Source organism: Veillonella parvula, assembly GCF_001553335.1.
GTDB classification, from domain to species: Bacteria; Bacillota; Negativicutes; order Veillonellales; family Veillonellaceae; genus Veillonella; species Veillonella parvula_S.
The window spans coordinates 26,120-48,680 of the sequence record NZ_KQ960810.1; the positions used below are offsets into that span (position 1 = coordinate 26,120).

Sequence of the window (22,561 nt, forward strand, 5' to 3'; positions counted from 1 at the left end):
TATACGGATTTATGTTACCGTTCTTAATGAGAAATATCTGTAATTTTCTTTAGTCCCAAGCTCTGTTATGTGGTATAATCTAAAAATGACAGTATACAGATGATGAATATTTGGGGGATATTATGACTCAGGACACTATGGATGTACAACGCCCAAAAAGGCCACGCAAACGGGTTCGTCCTAATCGCAAAGCACAGGATCAGCGTATTATCCTCATGTGGATCAAGCGAATTGGCATAGGGATTATGGTGCTGTTACTGTTAGGGCAGGCTTATCGCTTGGTGGCTGTATATCAAGAAAAACAACATATAGAGCAACAATTGCAAGAGTTACAGCAGCGAAATGAAGAGTTAGAACAGGAAAAGGCTAGGTTACAAGATCCAAAGACCATAGAAGGGGTTGCTCGTGAGGAGTTAGGATTGGTAAAACCTGGTGAAGTACCATATGTAAAATAGATTTTATTCTTTTATTTTTTTCGCATTAGTTTGTAGTTTAAGGTTTCCGCATTAATTAGGAGGTTGCATGGCAATCGAAGTTGGTAACATTATTGATGGTACCGTATCAGGTATTACAAAATTCGGCGTATTTGTTGATTTAGGAGAAAAGCAAACAGGGTTAGTTCATATTTCTGAAGTAGCTCATGGATATATTGAAGATATTAATACCCTTTTAAAGGTTGAGGATCCAGTAAAGGTTAAGGTTTTATCTATTGATGGTAATAAAATAGGTCTTTCCATTCGTCAAACACAACCTAAAGAGGGGATGGACGAAGAAAAACGTCCTCATCGTGTTCAATCGAAACAAAGCATAGAGTCTTTCGAAGCGAAGATGAAATCATTCTTGCGCGATAGCAATGAACGATTACACGATTTAAAACGCAATACCGAAGGAAAACGCGGAGGCCGAGGTGGTCGTCGAGATTAATAGTGAGAGATGGCATCTAGCCATCTCTTTACTTATGTATAGAGTATTAACGCTATAATAGTATTAGAAAAATGCTATTTATATGTAAGGAGCAATTATGAAGTTAGCAATTATAGATATTGGCTCTAATTCGGTGCGTTTATTATTGGCTACCTATGAGAATAACGAGTGGCGTTATGAGCCTAAGCAGTTGTGGACTACCCGTTTAGGTCAACGAAATACAGATGGTACCTTGCGAGATGAATCCATGGAAGCATCCTATCAAGCCTTTACGGATATACAAAAAATAGGAAATGAATACGGTGCTGACTATTGCTTTGGTTTTGCGACGAGTGCTGTTCGTGAAGCAGCCAATGGACTTGCATTTATGGAACGTATTAATGAATACTGTCCTATGGAGTGGCGAATTTTATCTGGTGCTGAGGAGGCTATTTATGGTTTTAATGGTGCGTTAGGAGATCAATTAAAGGATGGACGTCATTATACGACCATCGATATTGGTGGAGGTAGTACAGAACTTGCATTAGGTAACAAGGACGGAGTGTACTGGAGTCGTTCTTATCCTGTGGGAGCGGTACGCCTTCAATCTATATCTGACGAAGGGCCTCAACGAGTGTGGGAGGAAACTCGTTTTCTTTGGGACCCGATGAGGATTGAAGGTGAATTTGGTGAATTTATCGGTATTGGAGGAACCCTAACAACCTTGGCTGCTATTGATTTAGGTTTAGACCATTATGATGGCACAAAGGTACAAGGTCATAAATTGAGCCGTGAAACAGTGGAAGGCATTATTATGAAATTGCGGTATATGAGTCGTGATGAGAGACTACAAGTAAAAGGTTTACCCGCTGGGCGTGCCGACATTATTGTTGCTGGGGCAGAGATTTTAACGTCCTTTATGGATTCCTATGAGGTCCCTCATGTATTTGTGAGCGACCAAGATGGTATGGAGGCGATGGCCCGTGAATGTGAAAGCACTCATTCGAACCGTTAATCACACTTTAAAATTACATGATATATTTCCTGAGAATTGTCGTATCTTGGTAGCTTGTTCTGGTGGTCCTGATTCGATGGCTTTATTGCATTTATTGCAAGATATTGCTACACATCGCCATACAGTATATGAGCTTGGAGTTGCTATCGTAGATCATTGTATTCGTCTTGAAAGTAAGGATGAGGTCCTATGGTTACGAAATCAAGCGGACGTGCTAGGACTGCCATTTTATACGGCTGTCTTTGACGTGCCTAAATTGAGTCAAGCTCAAAAGCTATCAGAGGAAACTATAGGCCGCCAAGTTCGGTATCAATGGCTAACCGGTATAGCACAGTCTGAGGGGTATGACTATATTGCAGTAGCTCATCATAAAGATGACCAAGCAGAATCAATTTTAGCACATCTTATTAGAGGGACTGGACTTAATGGTTTGACAGGCATGGCCGTTGTTAGTAATGATTATATTGTTCCAGTAGTAAGACCTCTGTTAGATGTCACAAAAGAAGAATTACTTCTATATTTAAAAGAGAAAGATATTTCTTACTGTATAGATAGTACAAATGAGGATGTGCGATATCAAAGAAATAGAATTCGTCATCGCATTATACCTGAGTTAAAAGCCATTAATCCTATCGTTATCGATGCTATAGTAAGGCTAGGGGCTTCTGTACGCGAAGACATTTCTCTTATTTCTAATTTAACGGATATGGCGTTTGATGAGTTAGTAACTATCTCTGATGAGGGCGCGTTTATATCTCGTAGGGGGTTACGTAAGAAGCCGTTGGCTATCCAACGTCGATTGTGGCAAAGACTGGTGAGCATCTTTGATCCTGAAATCAAGCTTACCACTGCTCATCAAGAGCAATTACTCGACATTGTTAACACTGGGGAAAAGAAAACTTTCAATATAAAAAGTATAAAAGTAAGTGCTCAATGTGATACAATAAAAGTATATTGCAAACATTAATATGAATTGCGGAGGTCATATAGATGCATCAAGATGCAAAAGATATTTTATATACAGAGGAACAATTAAAGGCACGTGTGGCTGAATTAGGTCATCAAATCAGTGCTGACTATAAAGGGGAATCCGTAGTTCTCGTAGGTGTATTGAAAGGTGCTATCGTTTTCTTTACAGATTTAGCTCGTTCTATCGATGAGAATGTGGATGTAAGCTTCGATTTTATTTCTTGTTCTAGCTATGGCAGTGGTACAACTAGTACAGGGGTAGTACGAATTTTAAAAGATTTGGATCGCTCTGTAGAAGGAAAGCATGTACTCGTTGTAGAAGATATTGTAGATACGGGTACAACATTACATTACTTGTTAGAAAATTTACATGCTCGTGGAGCTAAAAGCGTACGTCTTGCAGCGTTATTGAATAAGCCTGAACGCCGTAAAATGGATGTAGAAGTAGACTATGTAGGCTTTGTCATTCCTGACTACTTTGTTATCGGCTATGGTTTAGACTATGCAGAAAAATATCGGCACTTACCTTATATAGGTATTTTAAAGGAAGAAATGTATCAAGATTAAAAATATGATATAATATATGAGTGCATCTCTCAACGAGATGTACTCAATTCGTTTATACCACTAAACTATTATTGAAAGGGGTAATATTTTGGGTCGATTTACTAAAAATATCGTCCTTTATTTACTTATCATTGCCGCTTTCGTTATCGCCATTGACGCTTTCTCTGGTCAAAGTGCGAATAAATCTGAACTCAGTTATACAGGATTTATTCAACAAGTACAACAGAAAAAGGTTGAGTCCGTAACGATTACCAATGATCATGGTATTAAAGGTAAACTAAAAAATGGAACAGAATTCAATTCTTATGCGCCAACTGATGAAACATTAATCAAAACTTTACAAGATAATGGTGTAGAAATTACTGCAGCTCCACCTGAGCAACCTGCTTGGTGGATGAGCTTGTTAGGTTCTGCTATTCCGATTATCATCTTGGTAGTATTATTCTTCTTCATCATGCAACAAACGCAAGGTGGCGGTGGCCGAGTGATGAACTTTGGTAAAAGCCGTGCTAAATTGATGGGTGAAGGCAATGTAAAGGTTAGCTTCAAAGATGTAGCTGGCGCTGAAGAAGCAAAACAAGAATTAGAAGAAGTAGTAGAGTTCTTAAAGGATCCAGGCAAATTTACAACTATCGGTGCTAAAATTCCGAAAGGTGTATTATTGGCAGGACCTCCAGGTACAGGCAAAACATTACTTGCTAAAGCTGTTGCTGGTGAAGCAGGGGTACCATTCTTTACGATTTCTGGTTCTGACTTTGTAGAGATGTTCGTTGGTGTTGGTGCTTCTCGTGTGCGTGATCTTTTCACACAAGCGAAAAAGAACGCCCCATGTATCATCTTTATAGACGAAATTGATGCGGTTGGTCGCCAACGTGGTGCCGGCCTTGGTGGTGGTCACGATGAACGTGAACAAACATTAAACCAATTGCTCGTTGAAATGGATGGCTTTGGTGCCAACGAAGGTATTATTACTATCGCTGCAACAAACCGCCCAGATATTCTAGATCCTGCACTTTTACGTCCAGGTCGTTTTGACCGTCAAGTTATTGTAGGTCGTCCAGACCTACGCGGTCGTGAAGCAATCTTGAAAGTTCATGCTCGTAATAAGCCTTTAGCTGATGACGTAGATTTGAAAACGATTGCTAAGAAAACTCCAGGCTTTACTGGTGCTGACTTGAATAACTTGTTAAACGAAGCAGCTCTTTTAGCAGCTCGTTTGAACAAAAAAGTAATTACTATGGCTGAAGTTGAAGAAGCCAGTGAAAAAGTTAGTATGGGACCTGAACGTCGCAGTCATATTGTGAGCGATAAGGACCGTAAATTGACAGCATACCATGAATCTGGTCATGCTATCGTAGCACATCTATTGCCTCATGCAGATCCTGTTCATAAGGTAACAATCATTCCTCGTGGTGCAGCTGGTGGTTACACAATGATGCTTCCTACTGAGGAACAAAACTACAAAACAAAATCTCAGTTGTTAGCAGATATTCGAGTCGCTCTTGGGGGTCGAATTGCAGAAGCCTTGATTTTAGATGAAATCAGTACAGGTGCTTCAGGTGATTTGCAAAGCGTAACTAATACTGCTCGCGCTATGGTAACGCGTTGGGGGATGAGCGATGAGCTTGGTCCTATTGTGTTTGGTGAACAACAAGAACAAATATTCTTGGGGAAAAACCTAGGCCATGAGCGCAACTATAGTGAAGAAATTGCTGCGAAAATCGACTCTGAAATTCATCGTATCGTAGAAGAAGCTTATAAAGATGTAACAAAACTTCTTAGCGATAATGAAAAATTCTTACATGACATGGCTAATGCTTTGTTAGAAGAAGAAACAATCGATGCGAAAGCGGTAGATAATCTTTACAAATATGGTACAACAAAAGAACCTGAAGCTGAGGAGCCTAAAGTAGCTTCTGAAGTAGAAGGTAGCGTAGTACCAGAGAGTGTTGATGCTAAAGAAATAACTAGTACTGTAGCAGATCCTAGTGAAGCATCATCTAATGAAATTAAATAATGGATTTTGTCCAAATGAAAAAGAGCTAGCCTTTTTAGAAGGCTAGCTCTTTTTTACTGTCCATCGTTTATATGACGTGTGGCAAGAAGTTCTGTCATGCGTTGTTCTTTTAGTTTTTGCAAATATTTTTGTGCCAAAACATTTGGTATAGCTACACCGATTGCTATAGCTATAGTTGTAAATGTGCCAGTTACACCATTTTGTATCATAAGGATTAGACTAGCATCATTTAATGCATTGATGTGTAACATGTCGAAGAGAAATCGGTAGTACAGTATACCGGGCATTAATGCGATGGCAGACGGCACGATAATGATAGTGCTAGATGTTTTTAACCAAGTAGAAACTTTTACAAAAATAATACTCATAATGGCAGCACCAATAAAGGTAGCACCTGGTGTAGAAAATCCTAATTCTACGGATAGTATATTGCGAATACATACACATAGTACGCCACCAATACCAATGGATACTAATAGTCTGACAGGAGCATTAAAAAGTACCGCAAAAGCAGCTGCAGCTGTAAAAGAACCGATAACTTGCTCAATGGAAATAACATGAGGTTTAATATCAACAAAATTAAATGCTGGTGCAGGACTAAAGTAGAGTGCCATGGCCATACCTAAAGTCATGCTACCCACGATGAGTAGTGTTCTAATAGCGCGTGTCATACCCGATAAAATATGATTATTAATGATATCGATGACACAATTGATCAATGGTACCCCAGGAATCATGAACAAGGTACAGCAAACGAGTACATATAGTAAGGATTCATTATTTACATGACTATAAAAAGCGTAAGCCGATATCATGGCACCAAATCCGCCTAATGCGATTCCTACATATTCATTAAGCCCTAATCTGCCTGATAGGGTGCGCGTAAAATAACCAATACTAGAACATATGATAGTAACGATGAATGCGATGATATCGCCACTGTAAAGGTATGCAAGACCTGCCGAACCTAGTGCACAAGCTAGTCCTTTTATCCAGTTTGGATACGTCGGTATAGTTGTATCCAGTTTGGCAATTAGTCGTTCATAGGTCGTTAGTGAGTAATGTCGCTCAAAGGCGCGCCATGTGAGCTTTGATACGGCATTGATCATAGCCATATTCGGAATGTGAACTGGTGTTTTTCTAAATACAGTTATGGATCGTTCTTTGTGTAATAGATTAACCATAATAGTGGTATATGAAATATGGATATTTAAGTAATCATGAGGAATTCCCATAAATGTTGCGGCTTTTAGCATTTCCTCAATGATTCGATTTGTATTTGCCCCACATTCCATTAGTAACTTCCCTATGTTGAGGAGTACATCCAGTTTTCGATGGATATGGATAAAAGGGTTTTCTAATACTTGATTTTTTTCTTCTAATGTAAACTGTTTCATATATCTCTCCGGAGGATAATAGATAGCATTATTGTTATCTATTCTTTTATGTATACCTTTATACTATATATATTATACCATTAATTATTTTAAATAATCCTTGCATTTTACAAGGTACACTTGTACAATCGAATTGTAAACCTAGGTTGACAAAGAAAGGGGCTCTAAACTATGCGTGATGAAGTGCTAGAATTCTTGCGACAAAACCAAGGTAGTTTCGTATCGGGACAAGATATGTCCGAAGCATGCCATGTTTCGCGCACCGCTATTTGGAAACATATCAAGGCGTTACGTCAAAAAGGCTACAAAATTGAATCTTATACCAAGAGAGGGTATCGATTATTGGAAGAACCTGATTTGTTGAGCCCCTTGGCAATGAAACAAATCTTAAAAACAGATGTATTTGGTAAACGATATGTCTATATGGATACCACAGAGTCTACAAATCTAGAAGCTCGTCGTTTAGCTCAACAAGGTGCTGAAGAAGGTACGGTTGTGGTTACTGAGGAACAAGCTGCTGGCCGTGGGCGTTTATCTCGTGGTTGGTATTCTCCATTTGGAAAGGGCTTGTGGTTTAGTTTGATTTTACGTCCTGATTTTCCACCTGCAGAGGCTCCAAAGTGTACTTTGATGGCTGCAGTAGCTTTAACAAAGGCCTTTCATAAGATGGGGCTCACTGATGCGGGGATTAAATGGCCTAATGATATTCTTGTGAATGGTCGTAAGCTGGTGGGTATTTTGACAGAAATGTCTGGCTCTATGGAAGAAATTTCTCATATTGTAATGGGCATTGGGGTCAACGTAAAAACAAAACAAGAAGAATTACCAGAAGAGTTAAAATTAATTGCTACATCCCTTGCGATGGAAGATATTGATATTGAGCGCACAGAAGCATTTAGACTTATATTGGAAGAATTAGAACATCAATATTATGAAGTGCTCGATAGCGGCTTTGACGAAACCCTTAATGAATGGCGTCAATTATCTGTTACTCTTGGTGAAGAAATTGAAGTGCGTGCTCCTGGTAATACCTATGAAGGGGTAGCTACAGATATTGATGAAGATGGTAATTTATTAGTAAGAATCCCAGATGGGACAATTAAACGTATTGTGGCAGGGGACGTATCAATTCGTCCACGTAAATAGGAGGCATTAATGTTATTAGTAATTGATGTGGGGAACACCAATATTGTTCTCGGTGTATACGACAAGACAGAACTTGTGGGTCACTGGCGTATTTCCACAGATCGGGTCCGTACCACCGATGAATATGGCATGCTGATGATGAACCTATTCTTCCACGATCGTAAGGTTGATGTAAAAGATATTAATGCTATTATTATTTCCTCGGTTGTACCACCATTAATGCCTACATTAGAGCGCGTGTGTTTGCGCTACTTTAATGTAAACCCTATTATTGTAGGGCCAGGCACTAAAACTGGCATTGCTATTAAGTATGATAACCCTCGTGAAGTAGGGGCTGACCGTATTGTAAATGCCGTAGCAGCACATGAACTTTATAAGGGCGATCTAATTATTATCGATTTTGGTACGGCTACTACTTATTGTGCGGTACAAGGTAATGGCGATTATATGGGCGGGGTTATTACTCCAGGGGTAACAATTTCTGCAGAAGCTCTATTCCAACGGGCGGCTAAATTACCTCGTATCGATGTGAGAGATCCGGGGCAAGTCATTTGCCGAAATACGGTGTCTTCTATGCAATCTGGTATGTTCTATGGTTATGTAGGTCAAGTAGAGGGCCTCGTATCTCGTATGAAAGCGGAAATGGGAGATCACGTAACTGTAGTGGCTACAGGTGGTTTAGCACAACTTATTAGCAGTGCTACAGACTGTATTGACCATGTAGAACCTATGCTTACATTAGAAGGTTTACGCCTTATTTACGAAAGAAATAAATAGTGCTACTATAATATAGTTACGTATATGTAACAAAGTAGTGTACATTCGGGTACAGCTTATGCTGTACCTTTTTTATTAGAGGATATAGAATTATATGAATAATAAACAGTGGCAAATAGGGACTGTTAAAATTGACGGACAAGCCATATTAGCGCCTATGGCAGGGGTTAGCGATATTGCCTACCGACTGCTGGCCAAGGAACATGGTGCTGCCTTGGTGTGTACCGAAATGGTCAGTGCTATGGGCATTAAATATAAGAATGAGCGCACTCATGAATTATTGCGCATTGAAGAGGCAGAACGTCCTGTATCCATGCAAATTTTTGGCTCTAATCCAGAAGCAATCGCTTTGGGGGCTAAGGTTGTGGCCGATGCGGGTGCCGATATTGTAGATATAAACATGGGCTGTCCTGTAAAAAAGGTAGTTACCTCTGGCGATGGTTCGGCACTTATGAAAAATCCTGATCTAGCGGCGCGTGTTGCAGAAGCTGCTGTTGAGGCTGTTGATGTACCTGTTACTGTAAAAATGCGTATCGGTTGGGATAGTGACTCTATTAATGTCGTGGATTTTGCAAAACGCATTGAGTCTACAGGTGTGGCTGCTATTGCCGTACATGGGCGTACAAAGGAGCAAATGTATAGTGGACATGCGGACTGGTCTTATATTAAGGCTGTGAAAGAAGCGGTATCTGTACCTGTACTTGGCAATGGTGATATTGTGGAGCCTGAAGATGCTAAGCAAATGCTTGATGAAACAGGCTGTGACGCTGTAATGATAGGTCGTGGGGCACAAGGGAACCCTTGGATCTTTGATCACATTCACCACTATCTAGCTACTGGTGAAGTGTTATCTGCACCGACCGATATAGAGCGTCTAGATATGTTATTAAAGCATTTTGACCTGTTATGCCAATACAAGGGTGAAGGTATGGCTGTTAAGGAGATACGAACTCATGCGGGTTGGTATATGAAGGGATTACCAGAATCTGCATATTGGCGCAATCGAGTGAATACAATTCATACTGTAACGAGCTTTCACAATGAGCTAGAAACGTATCGCAAAATATTATCCGAAGGTTAGTCAGATTGACAAATGAATAGTATTTTTATATAATGGTTGAGATAATTTAGAAACAAAGGATAAGGTGTCATCTTACTATGACACTTTTTCTTATTATTTATATGTAGAAAGAGTGGGGTACCCATGGCAGACGTAAAAGAAACATTACTCACCGCCGAAGGTTTAAAGAAGTTAGAAGAAGAATTAGCGTACTATAAATCTGTACGTCGTATTGAAGTATCTGAACGTATTAAAACTGCTATTGAATATGGCGATATCAGTGAAAACTCTGAATATGATGATGCAAAAAATGAACAAGCTTTTATTGAAGGTCATATTGTAGAGTTAGAGAATAAGATTAACACTGCGAAAATCATCGATGAATCTGTAAAAGGTGACGTTGTATCTGTAGGTAGTAAAGTTACTGTACTTGACACTATGTACAACGATGAATTGGAATATGTTATCGTTGGTTCCTCTGAAGCGGATCCATTTAACAATCGTATCTCTAATGAATCTCCTGTAGGTAAAGCTATTTTGGGTAAACGTAAGGGCGATGAAGTAGAGGTTTCCACACCAGATGGTCCTGTAACATTCAAAGTGTTAGCAATCCAATAATTTACAATTACCGACAAAGAGGCGATAACATGAGTGAAGAAATTAAAAATATACAAGAAGAGCTGAATGAGCAAATGCAAATTCGCCGCGATAAATTAGCCGAATATGAAGCTGATGGTATTTACCCATTTGGCCAACGTTTTGTCGTAAAAGATTACGCAAAAGATATTAAAGAAGACTTCTTCTTGAAATATGATGGCCAGCCTGTAGTTATTGCAGGTCGTTTGATGACAATCCGTTCCCATGGTAAAACGGCATTTGCGAATATTCGTGATAAATCTGGTGATATTCAAGTATACTTCCGTAAAGATGTATTGGGCGAAGATGCTTATAAATACGTTAAAATGCTTGATATCGGTGATATCATCGGCGTAGAAGGTCACGTATTTAAAACGCATACCGGTGAAGTTACCATTAAAGTTAACAAATTAACATTGTTATCTAAGTCTTTACGTCCATTACCAGAAAAATGGCATGGATTAAAGGATACAGAACTTCGTTACCGTCAACGCTATGTTGATTTGATTGTAAATCCTGAAGTGCGTGATACATTTGTAAAACGCTCTCAAATCGTTGCTAAGATTCGCGAATACATGATGCGTGATGGCTTCATGGAAGTGGAAACACCGATGATGCATGCTATCCCTGGTGGAGCTGCTGCACGTCCATTTATCACTCACCATAATGCGCTTGATATCGATATTTACATGCGTATTGCACCAGAATTGTATCTCAAACGTTTAATCGTTGGTGGTATGGACCGCGTGTTCGAAATGAACCGTTGCTTCCGTAACGAAGGTATCGATAATCGTCATAATCCAGAATTTACTACTATCGAATCGTACCAAGCCTATGGAGATGTAGAGGATGCGATTCGCTTAACAGAAAATCTTGTGTCCTACTGTGCTCAAGAAGTACTTGGTACACAAGAAATTACATACCAAGGTACAGAAATTAATTTGACTCCTCCTTGGAATCGTATCACAATGGCTGAAGGTGTAAAAAAATACACTGGTGAGGATTTTGATGCAGTCACAACTATAGAAGAAGCTCGTGCTATTGCTGATCGCTTAAATGTAGAATACACAGAAAATGATGGTATTGGTAAAATCTTAAATCTTTGCTTTGAAGATTATGTAGAAGAAAACTTGATTCAGCCAACTATCGTATATGGTCATCCTAAAGAGATTTCTCCACTTGCTAAAGCAAGTCGTGAAAATCCATTGGCTACAGAACGTTTTGAAGCTTTTATCTATGGTCGTGAATTGGCAAATGGCTTCTCCGAGTTAAATGATCCAATCGACCAAAAACAACGTTTCTTGGATCAATTGAAAGAACGTGAAGCGGGTGACGATGAAGCTCATCGTATGGATGAGGATTTCGTTACTGCTCTTGAGTACGGCTTGCCTCCAACAGCTGGTCTTGGTGTTGGTATCGACCGTCTTGTTATGTTCTTAACAGACTCTGCATCTATTCGAGATGTATTATTGTTCCCATTGATGAAACCAGAAGCTCCTAAGCATTTTGAAGCTGAAGAAGCAGAATAATAATCGACACTATTAAGGCTCCCTATTCTTTGAGTAGGGAGCTTTTTATATATTTATGAAATAGTTAGTATCATATAAATATCATTTTAAACCTGTTACTACGATACTGCCTTTAAATATGTATTGAAACATGAATGCTATATGTAATTTTATACGATAGATTAATGGAGTGGTTAATATATTGAGCTCCTGTACCAGTTTATAAGTATATAACAAAATTAACGATATAAGGTCTATAGAAAATAATTTCTAGGATAATAAAATAGTTTATGATTATTCATCAATTGTTATTAACAGTGTATAAAAATAATTTTATACTAAGTGTGAGATGTGGTATTTACATAATATATATGATATAAATTCATGCATATAAAGTTTTTCTTATTTATCTTTGCTTTATCGAATCTGAATGTGATGATATAGATTAACTGTATAGAACTACTACATACCTTGTATAACCTTGACGGGATGGGTCAAGTCTCTCTAGCGTGAACCGAGATTTACGGCTACAAGAGCTTATTTATGATGCTCTTGTAGCCGTTTTTTATTTAACTAAATTTATATTTCTAAAAGTTTAGGAGGTAAGTGCGATGAGTTCAATGGATTATGAAAGAGGTAATCAAGCCAATGGTTGTCTTGATCGGTTTTTCAAGTTAACCAAACATGGAACATCAGTAAAGACTGAGATTTTTGCGGGTATTACAATGTTTATTGCATCAGTATACATTCTGGCAGTAATACCCAATCTATTATCTGTATCAGGAATGCCTCATGGTAGTGCTGTAGCGGCTGTAATTTTAACAACTGCCTTTGCGACAATGCTAATAGGTTTTGTCGCTAATGTTCCGGTTATCGTAGCACCTGGACTTGGCCTAAGTGCATTTTTCTCGTATACCATTTGTGGTGCTATGGGCCTTAGTTGGCAAACTGCATTAGGTGCCGTTTTTATTTCCGGTACAGTTTTTGTTATTTTAACAGTTACTAAAGTTCTTAATAAAATAGTAGATGGTATTCCACAAGTGCTGAAAACCTCTATTGGCGTAGGTATTGGTTTATTCGTTGCCTTTATTGGCTTTAAAAATGCTCATATAATTATTTCTGATAATGCTACATTTGTAACCCTTGGGAACATGAAAGATCCTGCAGTACTATTAACATTGTTAGGCTTGTTTATTACAAGTATTTTATTAGCTAAGCAGATTAAGGGTGGATTGTTAATTGGTATGGCCTTCACTACGATTTTGGCTATGGTGTTAGGTTTGACTAAGGTTCCTATATCTAGTTCGGATATCTTTAACTTGGTACCACCATTTCCAGTAGACACATTTGGTCAACTTGATGTAATGAGTGCTATTGGGTATGGCTTTTTCTCCATTATCTTCTCCATTACTATTGTGGATATGTTCGATAATATCGGTACATTGATTGGTGTAACGAGAAAAGCAAACTTAGTAAATGAAGAAGGGAAATTTGAAGGTTTGAATCGTGCCTTGCTATGTACGTCTATTGGTGCCGCAGCAGGTGCCGTTGTAGGTACCTCTACAGTTACTTCTTATATTGAAAGTGCGGCAGCCGTTGCTGATGGTGGTCGCACAGGTCTTACGGCAGTAGTAACTGGCCTTTTATACTTGGTATCTTTATTCTTTGCACCATTGTTCTTATTGGTACCGGTACAAGCGACTGCACCTGTACTGATTACTATTGGCGTATTTATGATGAGTGAGGTAACGCATATTGATTTTACTGATTTCACGGAAGCATTGCCTGCGTTCTTAACAATTCTTCTTATGCCATTAACATTTAGTATTGCTCAAGGTTTATCCTTTGGTTTTATTTCTTATACATTAATTAAATTGGCCACAGGTCGTCATCATGAAATTCATCCTATTATGTACATCATGACCGTGGCGTTCATCATTCACTTTGCTATTTAAATAGCATATACTATGAATCATATAGCATAGTCTATTAAACGAAAATCTAGCGTAGTATATGGGCGCAGTACTTTAGGGCTCTAATCACGCGAGGAGGTTATATGAATTCAACGATTATTTTAAAAGGAAATATATTATATACACCGAATCCATCAGCACTTGTATCTATTCAACAGGGTTATGTTATTGCTGTAGATGGGGTGATTGTTCATTGTGGTGAAAGTATTCCTACAGTTTATACAGAGTATGATGTTGTTGATTACGGTGATAATCTCATTATTCCTGGTTTTGTGGATACTCATGCGCATGCACCACAATATTGTAATCGTGGACTTGGTATGGATAAGGAACTGTTACCATGGCTTGAAACTTATACATTTCCTGAAGAGGCAAAATTTATTGATCCTGACTATGCTCGTCTAGTATATGGTGCTTTTGTTCACGATTTATGGCGCAATGGTACGACGAGAAGTATTTTGTTTGGCACAATCCATAAAGACAGTACATTGGTGTTGATGGAGCTTTTACAAAAAGCAGGATTGTCAGCTTATGTGGGCAAGGTAAACATGGACCGTAATAGTCCGGAATTTTTGATTGAAGAAACGAATCAATCATTAGCTGATACTAAAGTATGGTTAGATGCATCAGCTCAATTTGGACCTTTAGTTAAACCTATTATTACACCGCGCTTTGTACCATCTTGTACGAGTGAACTCATGACAGGACTTGCTAAATTAGCGAAAGAATACGATGTTCCTGTTCAATCTCATTTGTCGGAAAATCACGGCGAAATTGATTGGGTCGCATCATTACATCCTGAGTCGTCAAACTATACAGATGTGTACTATGAACATCATTTGATGGGTACCGTGCCAACTGTAATGGCCCATTGCATTCATTTGAGTGACGTAGAAATGGATCGCATGGCTGAAACGCAGACCATGGTATCTCATTGTCCATATTCGAATGTAAATCTTTCTAGCGGAATTGCACCGATTCGTAAGCTGATTGAGCGGAATATACCAATTGGTTTAGGCTCCGATATTTCTGGTGGACATATTGTATCGATGGCAAAGGTCCTTACTGAAGCTATTGGTTTATCGAAAATGAAATGGGCTGAAGTAGACCCAAACTATGCACCGCTCACCCTAAGTGAAGCCTTCTATATGGCTACCAAGGGTGGTGGACAATTTTTTGGCCACGTTGGAAGCTTTGAAAAAGGCTATGAATTAGATGCCCTTATTATCGATGATACGTCCCTATTCGACCCAAATGAACGTTCTTTGGAAGAGCGTTTAGAGCGCTGGCTATATGTAGGGGATGATCGCCATATTATTGAACGCTATGTGGCTGGTCGCGTAGTTCCGAGTCCAAAAGGGTAAAGTTTATATCTTACAGAAAAAAATACTGATATATTTAAAGCAGCTAGTTTGTATACCCTTTAAACTAGCTGCTTTTTGGTGCCTCTTTCAGAAACTGACCGAGGTGTTAGATAAACTTTTGATTATGGTTTATGGTAGGTTTTATAGGCTTCCTGTTTATATTATTGAACAGGGCGATTTTGCTCATCAATTCACTTGGTGTATAATAAAAAAATGTACAAATTAAGAAAGTGGGGGTCTTAATGGATATATTAGGAGCAAGACGCTCTATTGAACAAAAGCTACTAATGCAATCTGTTGCTTTGATGGCGCTAGTTGCGGTGAGCGGTACTGTAATGGGGATTGTGACAGGATCTAGTGCAGTGTTGTTAGATGGGGTATTTTCTTTCGTTGATGTTGTTATTAAGATTATGATGCTTATGACAGCTAAGTTAGTTGCTAGAGAAACGAGTAAGCGATTCCAATTCGGTTTTTGGCAATTTGAACCTCTGGTGCTCGCCGTGGAGGGCTTTTTTATTCTTCTCATAGTAATTTATGCCTTATCTAGTGGGATTACAGATCTTTTATCTGGTGGACGTCACGTAGACTTCGGACCAGCTATTTTCTATGCTATATTCTTTACTGTTGCAGATACTGCTTACTATCTTTATGTAGGTCGTATTAATAAAAGTTTACAGTCTAACTTGATTAAATTTGATAATGTAAGCTGGTATGTCGATGCTTTGTTAGAAGCGGCTATCTTGATTAGTTTCGTTGTAGCTACTATGCTAGAAGGTACTGAATATGCTAGATGGGCTACTTATATTGACCCTATTGTATTAATTATTTTAGCGGTACAGATGATACCCTCTGCATTTCGTATCATTGTGCCATCCATGAAACAAATATTGGGATGGGCACCGACTTCATTGCATAATGAAGTGCAAGAAATTATGGATCGCTTTATGGAAAAGTATAATTTTAAAGATTATGTGACGAGCGTGCAAGTATACGGCAATACTCGAATCATTGAAATTGATATTTTAGTTCCTAAAAGTTTTCCATATCAAACCATTGCTGAAATTGATGCTATTCGCAATGAAATTGACCAAGAAATCGGCGGTAACCCAACGGAAAAATGGGTGACCATTTCTTTTACAGGCACGCGTAAATGGATGGCAAAAGATTATTTGCTAGATGAAGAAGAGGATGAATAATATAAAATATTGATGAGAAGTCTAGTATATAGCACATAATTTAATGATAAATACACCAATATATGGTATACTTAAACGTATTGAATATATTGTGCGTAACATAGTTGGAAAATGAGGTTTATAGTATGTTAGATTTAAAATTTGTCCGTGAAAATATTGATTTAGTGCAACAAAATTTAGATAATCGTCATACAAAAGGCGATCTGAAAACCTTTGTATCCGCTTATGATGAACGTCGTCAATTGATCGGCCAAGTAGAAGAATTAAAAGCGCTTCGCAATTCTGTAACAGAAGAAATTAGCAAATTAAAACGCAACAAAGAAAATGCTGATGAAAAAATCAAAGAAATGAAAAAAGTAGGCGATGAGATTACTGAGCTTGATAACCGTATTCGCGAAGTGGAAACAAAATTGCGCGATGCGGCATTGATGTTGCCAAATATGTGTGATGCATCTGTTCCTGTAGGTGCCGATGAAGATGAAAATGTGGAGCAACGCAAATGGGGCGAACCACGTCAATTTAATTTTGATGTACAGGCTCATTGGGATTTAGGTGAAAGCCTCGATATCCTTGATTTCAACCGTGCAGGCAAAATGAGTGGAGCTCGATTTACTGTGTATAAGGGGTTAGGGGCTCGTTTGGAACGTGCTCTTATCAACTTCATGGTGGATCTTCATGTAGATAAACATGGCTATACTGAAATGATGACTCCATATATGGTAACGCGTGAAACTTTAACGGGCACTGGGCAATTGCCTAAATTTGCTGAAGATATGTACCATGTAGAGGGAACGGAATATTTCTTGATTCCAACTGCTGAGGTTACATTGACTAATTATCACGGTGGCGAAATTTTGAGCGAAGAGGAATTGCCTAAATACTATACTGCATTCACCGCATGTTTCCGTGCTGAAGCGGGTTCCGCGGGGCGTGATACTCGTGGCCTTATTCGACAACATCAATTTAACAAAGTTGAAATGGTTAAATTAGCTAAACCAGAAGATTCTTTCAAAGAATTAGAAACATTAACAGATAATGCAGAAGAAGTATTGCGCTTATTAGAATTACCGTTCCGTGTTATCACTCTGTGCACAGGTGATATGGGCTTTGGTTCTGCTAAAACCTATGATGTAGAGGTGTGGATGCCTGCACAAGGCAAGTATAGAGAAATTTCCTCTTGCTCCAATATGACTGATTTCCAAGCTCGTCGTGCTAATATTAAATTCCGTCGTGGACCTAAGGGTAAACCGGAATTCGTTCATACATTAAATGGATCTGGCCTTGCAGTAGGGCGTACAGTAGCTGCTATCTTGGAAAACTATCAACAAGCCGATGGGTCCGTTATAATTCCAAAAGTTCTCGTGCCATACATGGGTAGCGTTGAAGTGATTTCACCTGCTAAATAAGAGGGGGCATTTTATGAGATTCTTTATTGATACAGCAGAATTTGATGAGATTAAAGAGGCCTATGACTTTGGTTTTATTGATGGCGTAACTACAAACCCATCGCTTATCGTGAAAGCTAAACGCGATTTGAAACAAGTTATTTCTGAAATTGCAAACCTTGTTGATGGACCTGTTAGCGCAGAGGTTATTTCCTCTGATGCTGAAGGCATGGTGGCGGAAGCACATGACCTTGTGAAATTAGGCTCTAATGTGGTTATTAAAGTTCCTATGACTCCAGAAGGCCTTAAAGCCGTTGCTGTTTTGAGCAAAGAAGGCATTAAAACGAATGTGACTTTGATTTTTTCTGCAAACCAAGCGTTATTAGCTGCTCGTGCAGGTGCAAGTTATGTGAGTCCATTTGTGGGTCGTATTGATGATATCAGCATGGATGGTCTTACATTGATTCAAGATATTGCAGATATTTTCGCTATTCATGAAATTGAAACTGAAATTATTGCTGCAAGTGTGAGAACTCCGCTGCATATTATTCAATGTGCTAAAGCAGGTGCTCATATTGCAACTGTTCCATTTAAAGTACTCATGCAAGCTATGAAACATCCGTTGACTGATGCAGGACTTGCAAAATTTATGGAAGATTGGAAACAAGCTAATCAATAAGTTAGAGACTCTAGGTAAGAGTCATATCAATACATAGAGGACTTATAAGGAGGCCCATTATGGATCGTACATTATCTTTGGAATTTGCTCGTGTCGTTGAAGCCGCAGCTTTGCGTAGCGGTCGTTTGCTTGGCCGTGGGCAAAAGGATGCAGCCGATGGTCTTGCTGTAGATGCTATGCGTCAAGCGTTTGATTCTGTTCGCATTTCTGGTACTGTGGTTATCGGAGAAGGCGAAATTGATGAAGCTCCTATGCTTTATATCGGAGAACACGTAGGTGCTGGCGGACCAGAAGTAGATATCGCTGTTGATCCTATTGAAGGGACAAACTTGATTGCTAAAGGTCAAAATGGTGCTATTGCAGTTATGGCGATTGCAGAAAAAGGTGGCTTGTTACATGCACCGGATATGTACATGGAGAAACTTTGTGTTGGTCCTCGAGGTGCAGGTGCTATCGATATTACGAAATCTTTGACCGAAAATATCAAAAATGTAGCGGCTAAAATGGAACGTAATGTAGATGAAATCACGTTGGTTATGCTTGATCGTGAGCGTCATCAAGGCTTGATGAAAGAGGCTCGTGAAGTAGGGGCTCGTATTATGCTCATTTCTGATGGTGATGTTAATCCAGCTATGGAATGTTGTATCGAAGGTTCTGGGGTGCACATGGTTGTAGGTACTGGTGGTGCACCTGAAGGTGTATTAGCGGCTGCAGCCTTAAAATGTGTAGGCGGCGATATGCAAGCTCGCTTAAAACCAGAAACGGAAGAAGAAATTCGTCGTTGCCATGAAATGGGCATTGCCGATGTAAACCAAGTGCTCACATTAAATGATTTAGTTCGTACTGATGATGTTATCTTTGCGGCTACTGCCATTACACGTGGTAACTTATTAAATCCAATTCAATATTTCCCAGGTGGTGCGCGTACACATACTATTGTGATGCGGTCTAAAACTGGTACGGTTCGTTTCCTTGATACAGTGCATATGGATCATAAACTTAAAACATTAAAAGCTAAATAAGAATAAAGCCCTGAAATATACTCAAAAATTGGACATAAATTTTTGAGATATATTCAGGGCTTTTTTTTCTTTGTATTTTCTCTCATTCTCTTGATGAGATATATCGAAAAATAGTATAATAACATTTAGTATATGACGTTATAAATACAAGGTCTTGTAGCTTATACAAGATGAACGATATAAAGTGTAGGAGGAATTCTGTTGGAAAAGTTAATCATTCAAGGTGGCAATCGATTGGAAGGATGTGTACGTGTTAGTAGTGCTAAAAATGCAGTACTCCCTATTATTGCCGGTACTTTGCTAGCATCAACGCCTAGTAAATTGCTTGAAATTCCAAATTTAGAAGATGTAGGCACGATTTGCCAAGTTATCGAGTCTTTGGGGGTTAAAATCACTCGTAATAATGCAGATGGTGAAATTGTTTTCGATGCTTCTACATTGACTGCTACGGAAGCTCCTTATGAACTTGTGCGTAAAATGCGTGCATCCTTCCTTGTCATGGGTCCACTTTTGGCTCGTAAAGGGGAGGCTAAAATCTCAATGCCTGGTGGATGTGCTATCGGTGCACGTCCCATTGATCTTCATTTAAAAGCATTTGAAGCATTAGGTGCAAAAATTGAAATTACTGAAGATTATGTATATGCTCATGCTCCGGAAGGACTTAAAGGGACTCAAATTTATTTGGATTTCCCAAGTGTGGGGGCTACAGAGAATGTAATTATGGCTGCTTCTATGGCGGAAGGTAAAACCGTTATCGAAAATGCTGCAGAAGAGCCTGAAATTGTTGATTTAGCTACATTCTTAAATGCTATGGGTGCTAATATTCGCGGAGCTGGTACAAATGTGATTCGTATTGAAGGTGTACCTCAATTACACGGTGCTATTCATACAGTTATTCCTGATCGCATTGAAGCTGGTACATATTTAATCGCTGCTGCTATGGCAGGTGGTGATGTATTCGTAGAAAATGCATTGCCAGAACATCTAAAACCAGTAGTGGCTAAATTAAAGGAAGCTGGTGTAACAGTAGAGGAAGAAATCGACGGCATTCGCGTTATCAGTAGTGGTAAAGGCATTAAAGCTGTCGATATTAAAACCTTGCCATACCCTGGATTCCCAACAGATATGCAAGCTCAATTCATGGCTCTTACCACGATTGCGGAAGGCACTAGTACAGTAACAGAAACTGTATTTGAAAATCGTTTTATGCATGTTGCTGAACTTCGTAAAATGGGGGCGCATATTGACATCGATAATCGTCAAGCTATTGTCGAAGGTATGCCAAGCTTACACGGGGCTATAGTGAATGCTACTGACCTGCGTGCTGGAGCGGCGCTGGTATGCGCTGCATTGACTGCGGAAGGTAGAACAGAAGTCGGTCGTTTACATCATATTGACCGAGGTTATGATGATTTTGTAGGTAAATTGCAAAGGTTAGGTGCTGATATTGTTCGGGTTGACGAATAAGAGTACACAGCCAAAACAAAATAAAAAGAAAAGAAGCCGGCGCTCTAAAGGGCCGGCTTTATACAACGAGCAACAGAACTTAGGTGCTACAAAGGTTGAGAATTCGAAAGCGAGTACTACACGTAAACCATTGAGAAGGACAAAACGTAAGTCTACTAAGCTTTCAAATGGCGTGGCAAAGCAAGCTAATCATTTGGCCTCCAATATGCGCGAGACCATGATTAAAGTTACAAAAATGCGCCGTGCTGAACGACGTAGTCGTGAGACTGTAGCGATTGCTAAAACAACGCCAGCCATGACATTAAAACGTTTAGTTCGACCTGAGCAAGTTGGAGATTTTATGAGTCGTTTGAATCGATCCTTAAACTTCGATTTGGGAATTGATTTAGGGACTGCAAATATCCTCATTTTTGCGAAGGGTAAAGGCTTGGTATTAGATGAACCTGCGTATATTGCACGGGATGATAAAACCGGTGATATTCTTGCTTTAGGTGAGGCTGCACGTTCTATGGTAGGCCGTACTCCAAAAGGGATTTCCGTCATCCGTCCAGTTCAAGCGGGCGTTATTGCAGATTATGATATGACAGAATTCATGTTGAAGTACTTTATTCGCTCCGTTGTACCTGCTTCTAGATTGATGAAGACGCGTATTATCGTATGCGTGCCATCAGGCATTACACCTGTAGAGAAACGCGCCATTTTAGAGGCCTTACTCAGAACCGGTGCAAAAAAGACAGTCCTTATTGAAGAGCCATTGGCTGCTGCTATGGGGACTGGTCTCAATGATGCTAAGCACGTAGGGGCGATGGTTGTCGATGTTGGCGGTGGCACTACGGATATTGCCGTTCTTTGTGATACGGGTGTGGTTGTAAGTGAATCACTTCGTATCGGTGGAGATTCTTTTAACGAATCTATTATCCGTTATATCCGCCGTAAGAAGCGCCTCGTTATTGGTCCGCTAACGGCAGAGAAAATTAAAATTTCTGTAGGGACTGTGGATCGTCGTGCAAAGGAGCGTACGATTGAGGTACGAGGACGAGATGCAAGTTCTGGATTACCAAAGATGGTTGCGGTGAATTCTTTAGAGATTCAACGTGCTCTAGAAGCACAAGTGATGAATGTTTTGGAAGGCGTTAAGTCCATTCTAGAGAAAACTCCACCAGAACTTGTGGCCGCTATCAATGATCATGGTATCATTCTTACTGGTGGTGGCGCGCTCATCGATGGATTAGACCGTGTTATTACACGTTCTATTGGAATCGCGGCATACCTTGTAGAATCTCCAAGATATGCAGTAATTAAAGGTGTTGCAAAGGCTTTAGATGAAATGTCACAGCTTCGTGATACATTAGATGAGTTACAATAATATAGTTACAATAATATAGTTACAATAATATACCATGATGATGTAAGCTTAAATTGACGAGGTTATGGTCTACAGTTATTCTATTTTATGTATGGAGTATCTTTAGACTGTAAC

Annotated in this window: 20 protein-coding genes; 19 read left to right on the forward strand and 1 reads right to left on the reverse strand. The window is 39.3% G+C overall.

Going from position 1 to position 22,561, the window contains the following annotated elements; all coding sequences use genetic code 11:
- Positions 1-122 precede the first annotated feature (122 nt).
- The 6 genes from HMPREF1865_RS08670 (at position 123) to ftsH (ending at position 5,471) form a co-directional block, all read left to right on the forward strand.
- Entirely contained in the window at positions 123-455 is a 333-nt protein-coding gene (locus HMPREF1865_RS08670) for an FtsB family cell division protein (RefSeq protein WP_004698500.1), read from the forward strand.
- A gap of 67 nt (positions 456-522) precedes the next feature.
- Positions 523-924, forward strand: a complete 402-nt coding sequence (locus tag HMPREF1865_RS08675; RefSeq protein ID WP_004695410.1) for a S1 RNA-binding domain-containing protein — start codon at positions 523-525, stop codon at positions 922-924.
- Between the two features lie 97 nt (positions 925-1,021).
- Positions 1,022-1,918 carry a Ppx/GppA phosphatase family protein gene (locus HMPREF1865_RS08680; RefSeq protein ID WP_060919850.1) on the forward strand — a complete coding sequence of 299 codons (897 nt, stop codon included), beginning with the start codon at positions 1,022-1,024 and terminating at the stop codon, positions 1,916-1,918.
- Positions 1,887-2,885 carry a tRNA lysidine(34) synthetase TilS gene (gene tilS, locus HMPREF1865_RS08685; protein ID WP_004695413.1) on the forward strand — a complete coding sequence of 333 codons (999 nt, stop codon included), beginning with the start codon at positions 1,887-1,889 and terminating at the stop codon, positions 2,883-2,885. Before HMPREF1865_RS08680 ends, tilS begins: the two co-directional genes overlap by 32 nt.
- Before the next feature lie 23 nt (positions 2,886-2,908).
- Positions 2,909-3,454 (forward strand): hypoxanthine phosphoribosyltransferase, encoded by a 546-nt coding sequence (gene hpt, locus HMPREF1865_RS08690; protein ID WP_004695416.1) that lies wholly within the window; start codon positions 2,909-2,911, stop codon positions 3,452-3,454.
- Between the two features lie 88 nt (positions 3,455-3,542).
- On the forward strand, positions 3,543-5,471 hold the full coding sequence (gene ftsH, locus HMPREF1865_RS08695) for an ATP-dependent zinc metalloprotease FtsH (protein ID WP_021147861.1): 1,929 nt from the start codon (positions 3,543-3,545) through the stop codon (positions 5,469-5,471).
- 53 nt (positions 5,472-5,524) lie between these two features.
- Here ftsH and HMPREF1865_RS08700 read toward each other — a convergent pair whose 3' ends face one another.
- Positions 5,525-6,868, reverse strand: coding sequence for a threonine/serine exporter family protein (locus HMPREF1865_RS08700; protein ID WP_004695419.1), 1,344 nt, complete (start codon positions 6,866-6,868; stop codon positions 5,525-5,527).
- A gap of 171 nt (positions 6,869-7,039) precedes the next feature.
- Between HMPREF1865_RS08700 and HMPREF1865_RS08705 the strand changes: the two genes are divergently transcribed.
- The 13 genes from HMPREF1865_RS08705 to mreB all read left to right on the forward strand — a co-directional run bounded on the left by HMPREF1865_RS08705 (position 7,040) and on the right by mreB (position 22,447).
- Positions 7,040-8,014 carry a biotin--[acetyl-CoA-carboxylase] ligase gene (locus HMPREF1865_RS08705; RefSeq protein ID WP_060919851.1) on the forward strand — a complete coding sequence of 325 codons (975 nt, stop codon included), beginning with the start codon at positions 7,040-7,042 and terminating at the stop codon, positions 8,012-8,014.
- Between the two features lie 9 nt (positions 8,015-8,023).
- Entirely contained in the window at positions 8,024-8,791 is a 768-nt protein-coding gene (locus HMPREF1865_RS08710) for a type III pantothenate kinase (protein ID WP_060919852.1), read from the forward strand.
- A 94-nt stretch (positions 8,792-8,885) separates the two neighbouring features.
- Complete coding sequence (gene dusB / locus HMPREF1865_RS08715) at positions 8,886-9,872, forward strand: tRNA dihydrouridine synthase DusB (RefSeq protein WP_060919853.1); 987 nt, start codon at positions 8,886-8,888, stop codon at positions 9,870-9,872.
- Between the two features lie 123 nt (positions 9,873-9,995).
- Positions 9,996-10,469 carry a transcription elongation factor GreA gene (greA, locus tag HMPREF1865_RS08720; protein WP_004695428.1) on the forward strand — a complete coding sequence of 158 codons (474 nt, stop codon included), beginning with the start codon at positions 9,996-9,998 and terminating at the stop codon, positions 10,467-10,469.
- A gap of 29 nt (positions 10,470-10,498) precedes the next feature.
- Positions 10,499-12,016 carry a lysine--tRNA ligase gene (gene lysS / locus HMPREF1865_RS08725; protein ID WP_008715811.1) on the forward strand — a complete coding sequence of 506 codons (1,518 nt, stop codon included), beginning with the start codon at positions 10,499-10,501 and terminating at the stop codon, positions 12,014-12,016.
- Between the two features lie 590 nt (positions 12,017-12,606).
- Complete coding sequence (locus HMPREF1865_RS08730) at positions 12,607-13,950, forward strand: NCS2 family permease (protein WP_060919854.1); 1,344 nt, start codon at positions 12,607-12,609, stop codon at positions 13,948-13,950.
- 101 nt (positions 13,951-14,051) lie between these two features.
- Positions 14,052-15,332, forward strand: a complete 1,281-nt coding sequence (gene guaD / locus HMPREF1865_RS08735; protein ID WP_060919855.1) for a guanine deaminase — start codon at positions 14,052-14,054, stop codon at positions 15,330-15,332.
- Positions 15,333-15,574: 242 nt separating this feature from the next.
- Positions 15,575-16,528 (forward strand): cation diffusion facilitator family transporter, encoded by a 954-nt coding sequence (locus tag HMPREF1865_RS08740; protein WP_060919856.1) that lies wholly within the window; start codon positions 15,575-15,577, stop codon positions 16,526-16,528.
- A 125-nt stretch (positions 16,529-16,653) separates the two neighbouring features.
- Positions 16,654-17,934, forward strand: coding sequence for a serine--tRNA ligase (gene serS / locus HMPREF1865_RS08745; RefSeq protein WP_060919857.1), 1,281 nt, complete (start codon positions 16,654-16,656; stop codon positions 17,932-17,934).
- A 13-nt stretch (positions 17,935-17,947) separates the two neighbouring features.
- Positions 17,948-18,592, forward strand: a complete 645-nt coding sequence (fsa, locus tag HMPREF1865_RS08750) for a fructose-6-phosphate aldolase (protein WP_060919858.1) — start codon at positions 17,948-17,950, stop codon at positions 18,590-18,592.
- 59 nt (positions 18,593-18,651) lie between these two features.
- Complete coding sequence (gene glpX, locus HMPREF1865_RS08755) at positions 18,652-19,614, forward strand: class II fructose-bisphosphatase (protein WP_004695442.1); 963 nt, start codon at positions 18,652-18,654, stop codon at positions 19,612-19,614.
- Between the two features lie 201 nt (positions 19,615-19,815).
- Complete coding sequence (gene murA, locus HMPREF1865_RS08760) at positions 19,816-21,081, forward strand: UDP-N-acetylglucosamine 1-carboxyvinyltransferase (protein ID WP_060919859.1); 1,266 nt, start codon at positions 19,816-19,818, stop codon at positions 21,079-21,081.
- The gene (gene mreB / locus HMPREF1865_RS08765; RefSeq protein WP_060919860.1) at positions 21,062-22,447 is read left to right on the forward strand and encodes a rod shape-determining protein; all 1,386 of its coding nucleotides are present in this window, start codon (positions 21,062-21,064) and stop codon (positions 22,445-22,447) included. The genes murA and mreB overlap by 20 nt, the downstream gene beginning before the upstream one ends.
- The last annotated feature ends 114 nt before the right edge of the window (positions 22,448-22,561 follow it).

What these genes read in the sequence shown, in the direction of transcription:
- fsa (WP_060919858.1), top strand. Translation starts at nt 17,948, where the DNA reads ATGAGATTCTTTATTGATACAGCAGAATTTGATGAGATTAAAGAGGCC.
- glpX (WP_004695442.1), top strand. Translation starts at nt 18,652, where the DNA reads ATGGATCGTACATTATCTTTGGAATTTGCTCGTGTCGTTGAAGCCGCA.
- HMPREF1865_RS08730 (WP_060919854.1), top strand. Translation starts at nt 12,607, where the DNA reads ATGAGTTCAATGGATTATGAAAGAGGTAATCAAGCCAATGGTTGTCTT.
- lysS (WP_008715811.1), top strand. Translation starts at nt 10,499, where the DNA reads ATGAGTGAAGAAATTAAAAATATACAAGAAGAGCTGAATGAGCAAATG.
- HMPREF1865_RS08700 (WP_004695419.1), bottom strand. Translation starts at nt 6,868, where the DNA reads ATGAAACAGTTTACATTAGAAGAAAAAAATCAAGTATTAGAAAACCCT.
- HMPREF1865_RS08680 (WP_060919850.1), top strand. Translation starts at nt 1,022, where the DNA reads ATGAAGTTAGCAATTATAGATATTGGCTCTAATTCGGTGCGTTTATTA.
- guaD (WP_060919855.1), top strand. Translation starts at nt 14,052, where the DNA reads ATGAATTCAACGATTATTTTAAAAGGAAATATATTATATACACCGAAT.
- HMPREF1865_RS08705 (WP_060919851.1), top strand. Translation starts at nt 7,040, where the DNA reads ATGCGTGATGAAGTGCTAGAATTCTTGCGACAAAACCAAGGTAGTTTC.
- greA (WP_004695428.1), top strand. Translation starts at nt 9,996, where the DNA reads ATGGCAGACGTAAAAGAAACATTACTCACCGCCGAAGGTTTAAAGAAG.
- hpt (WP_004695416.1), top strand. Translation starts at nt 2,909, where the DNA reads ATGCATCAAGATGCAAAAGATATTTTATATACAGAGGAACAATTAAAG.
- HMPREF1865_RS08740 (WP_060919856.1), top strand. Translation starts at nt 15,575, where the DNA reads ATGGATATATTAGGAGCAAGACGCTCTATTGAACAAAAGCTACTAATG.
- HMPREF1865_RS08710 (WP_060919852.1), top strand. Translation starts at nt 8,024, where the DNA reads ATGTTATTAGTAATTGATGTGGGGAACACCAATATTGTTCTCGGTGTA.
- HMPREF1865_RS08670 (WP_004698500.1), top strand. Translation starts at nt 123, where the DNA reads ATGACTCAGGACACTATGGATGTACAACGCCCAAAAAGGCCACGCAAA.
- serS (WP_060919857.1), top strand. Translation starts at nt 16,654, where the DNA reads ATGTTAGATTTAAAATTTGTCCGTGAAAATATTGATTTAGTGCAACAA.
- HMPREF1865_RS08675 (WP_004695410.1), top strand. Translation starts at nt 523, where the DNA reads ATGGCAATCGAAGTTGGTAACATTATTGATGGTACCGTATCAGGTATT.
- dusB (WP_060919853.1), top strand. Translation starts at nt 8,886, where the DNA reads ATGAATAATAAACAGTGGCAAATAGGGACTGTTAAAATTGACGGACAA.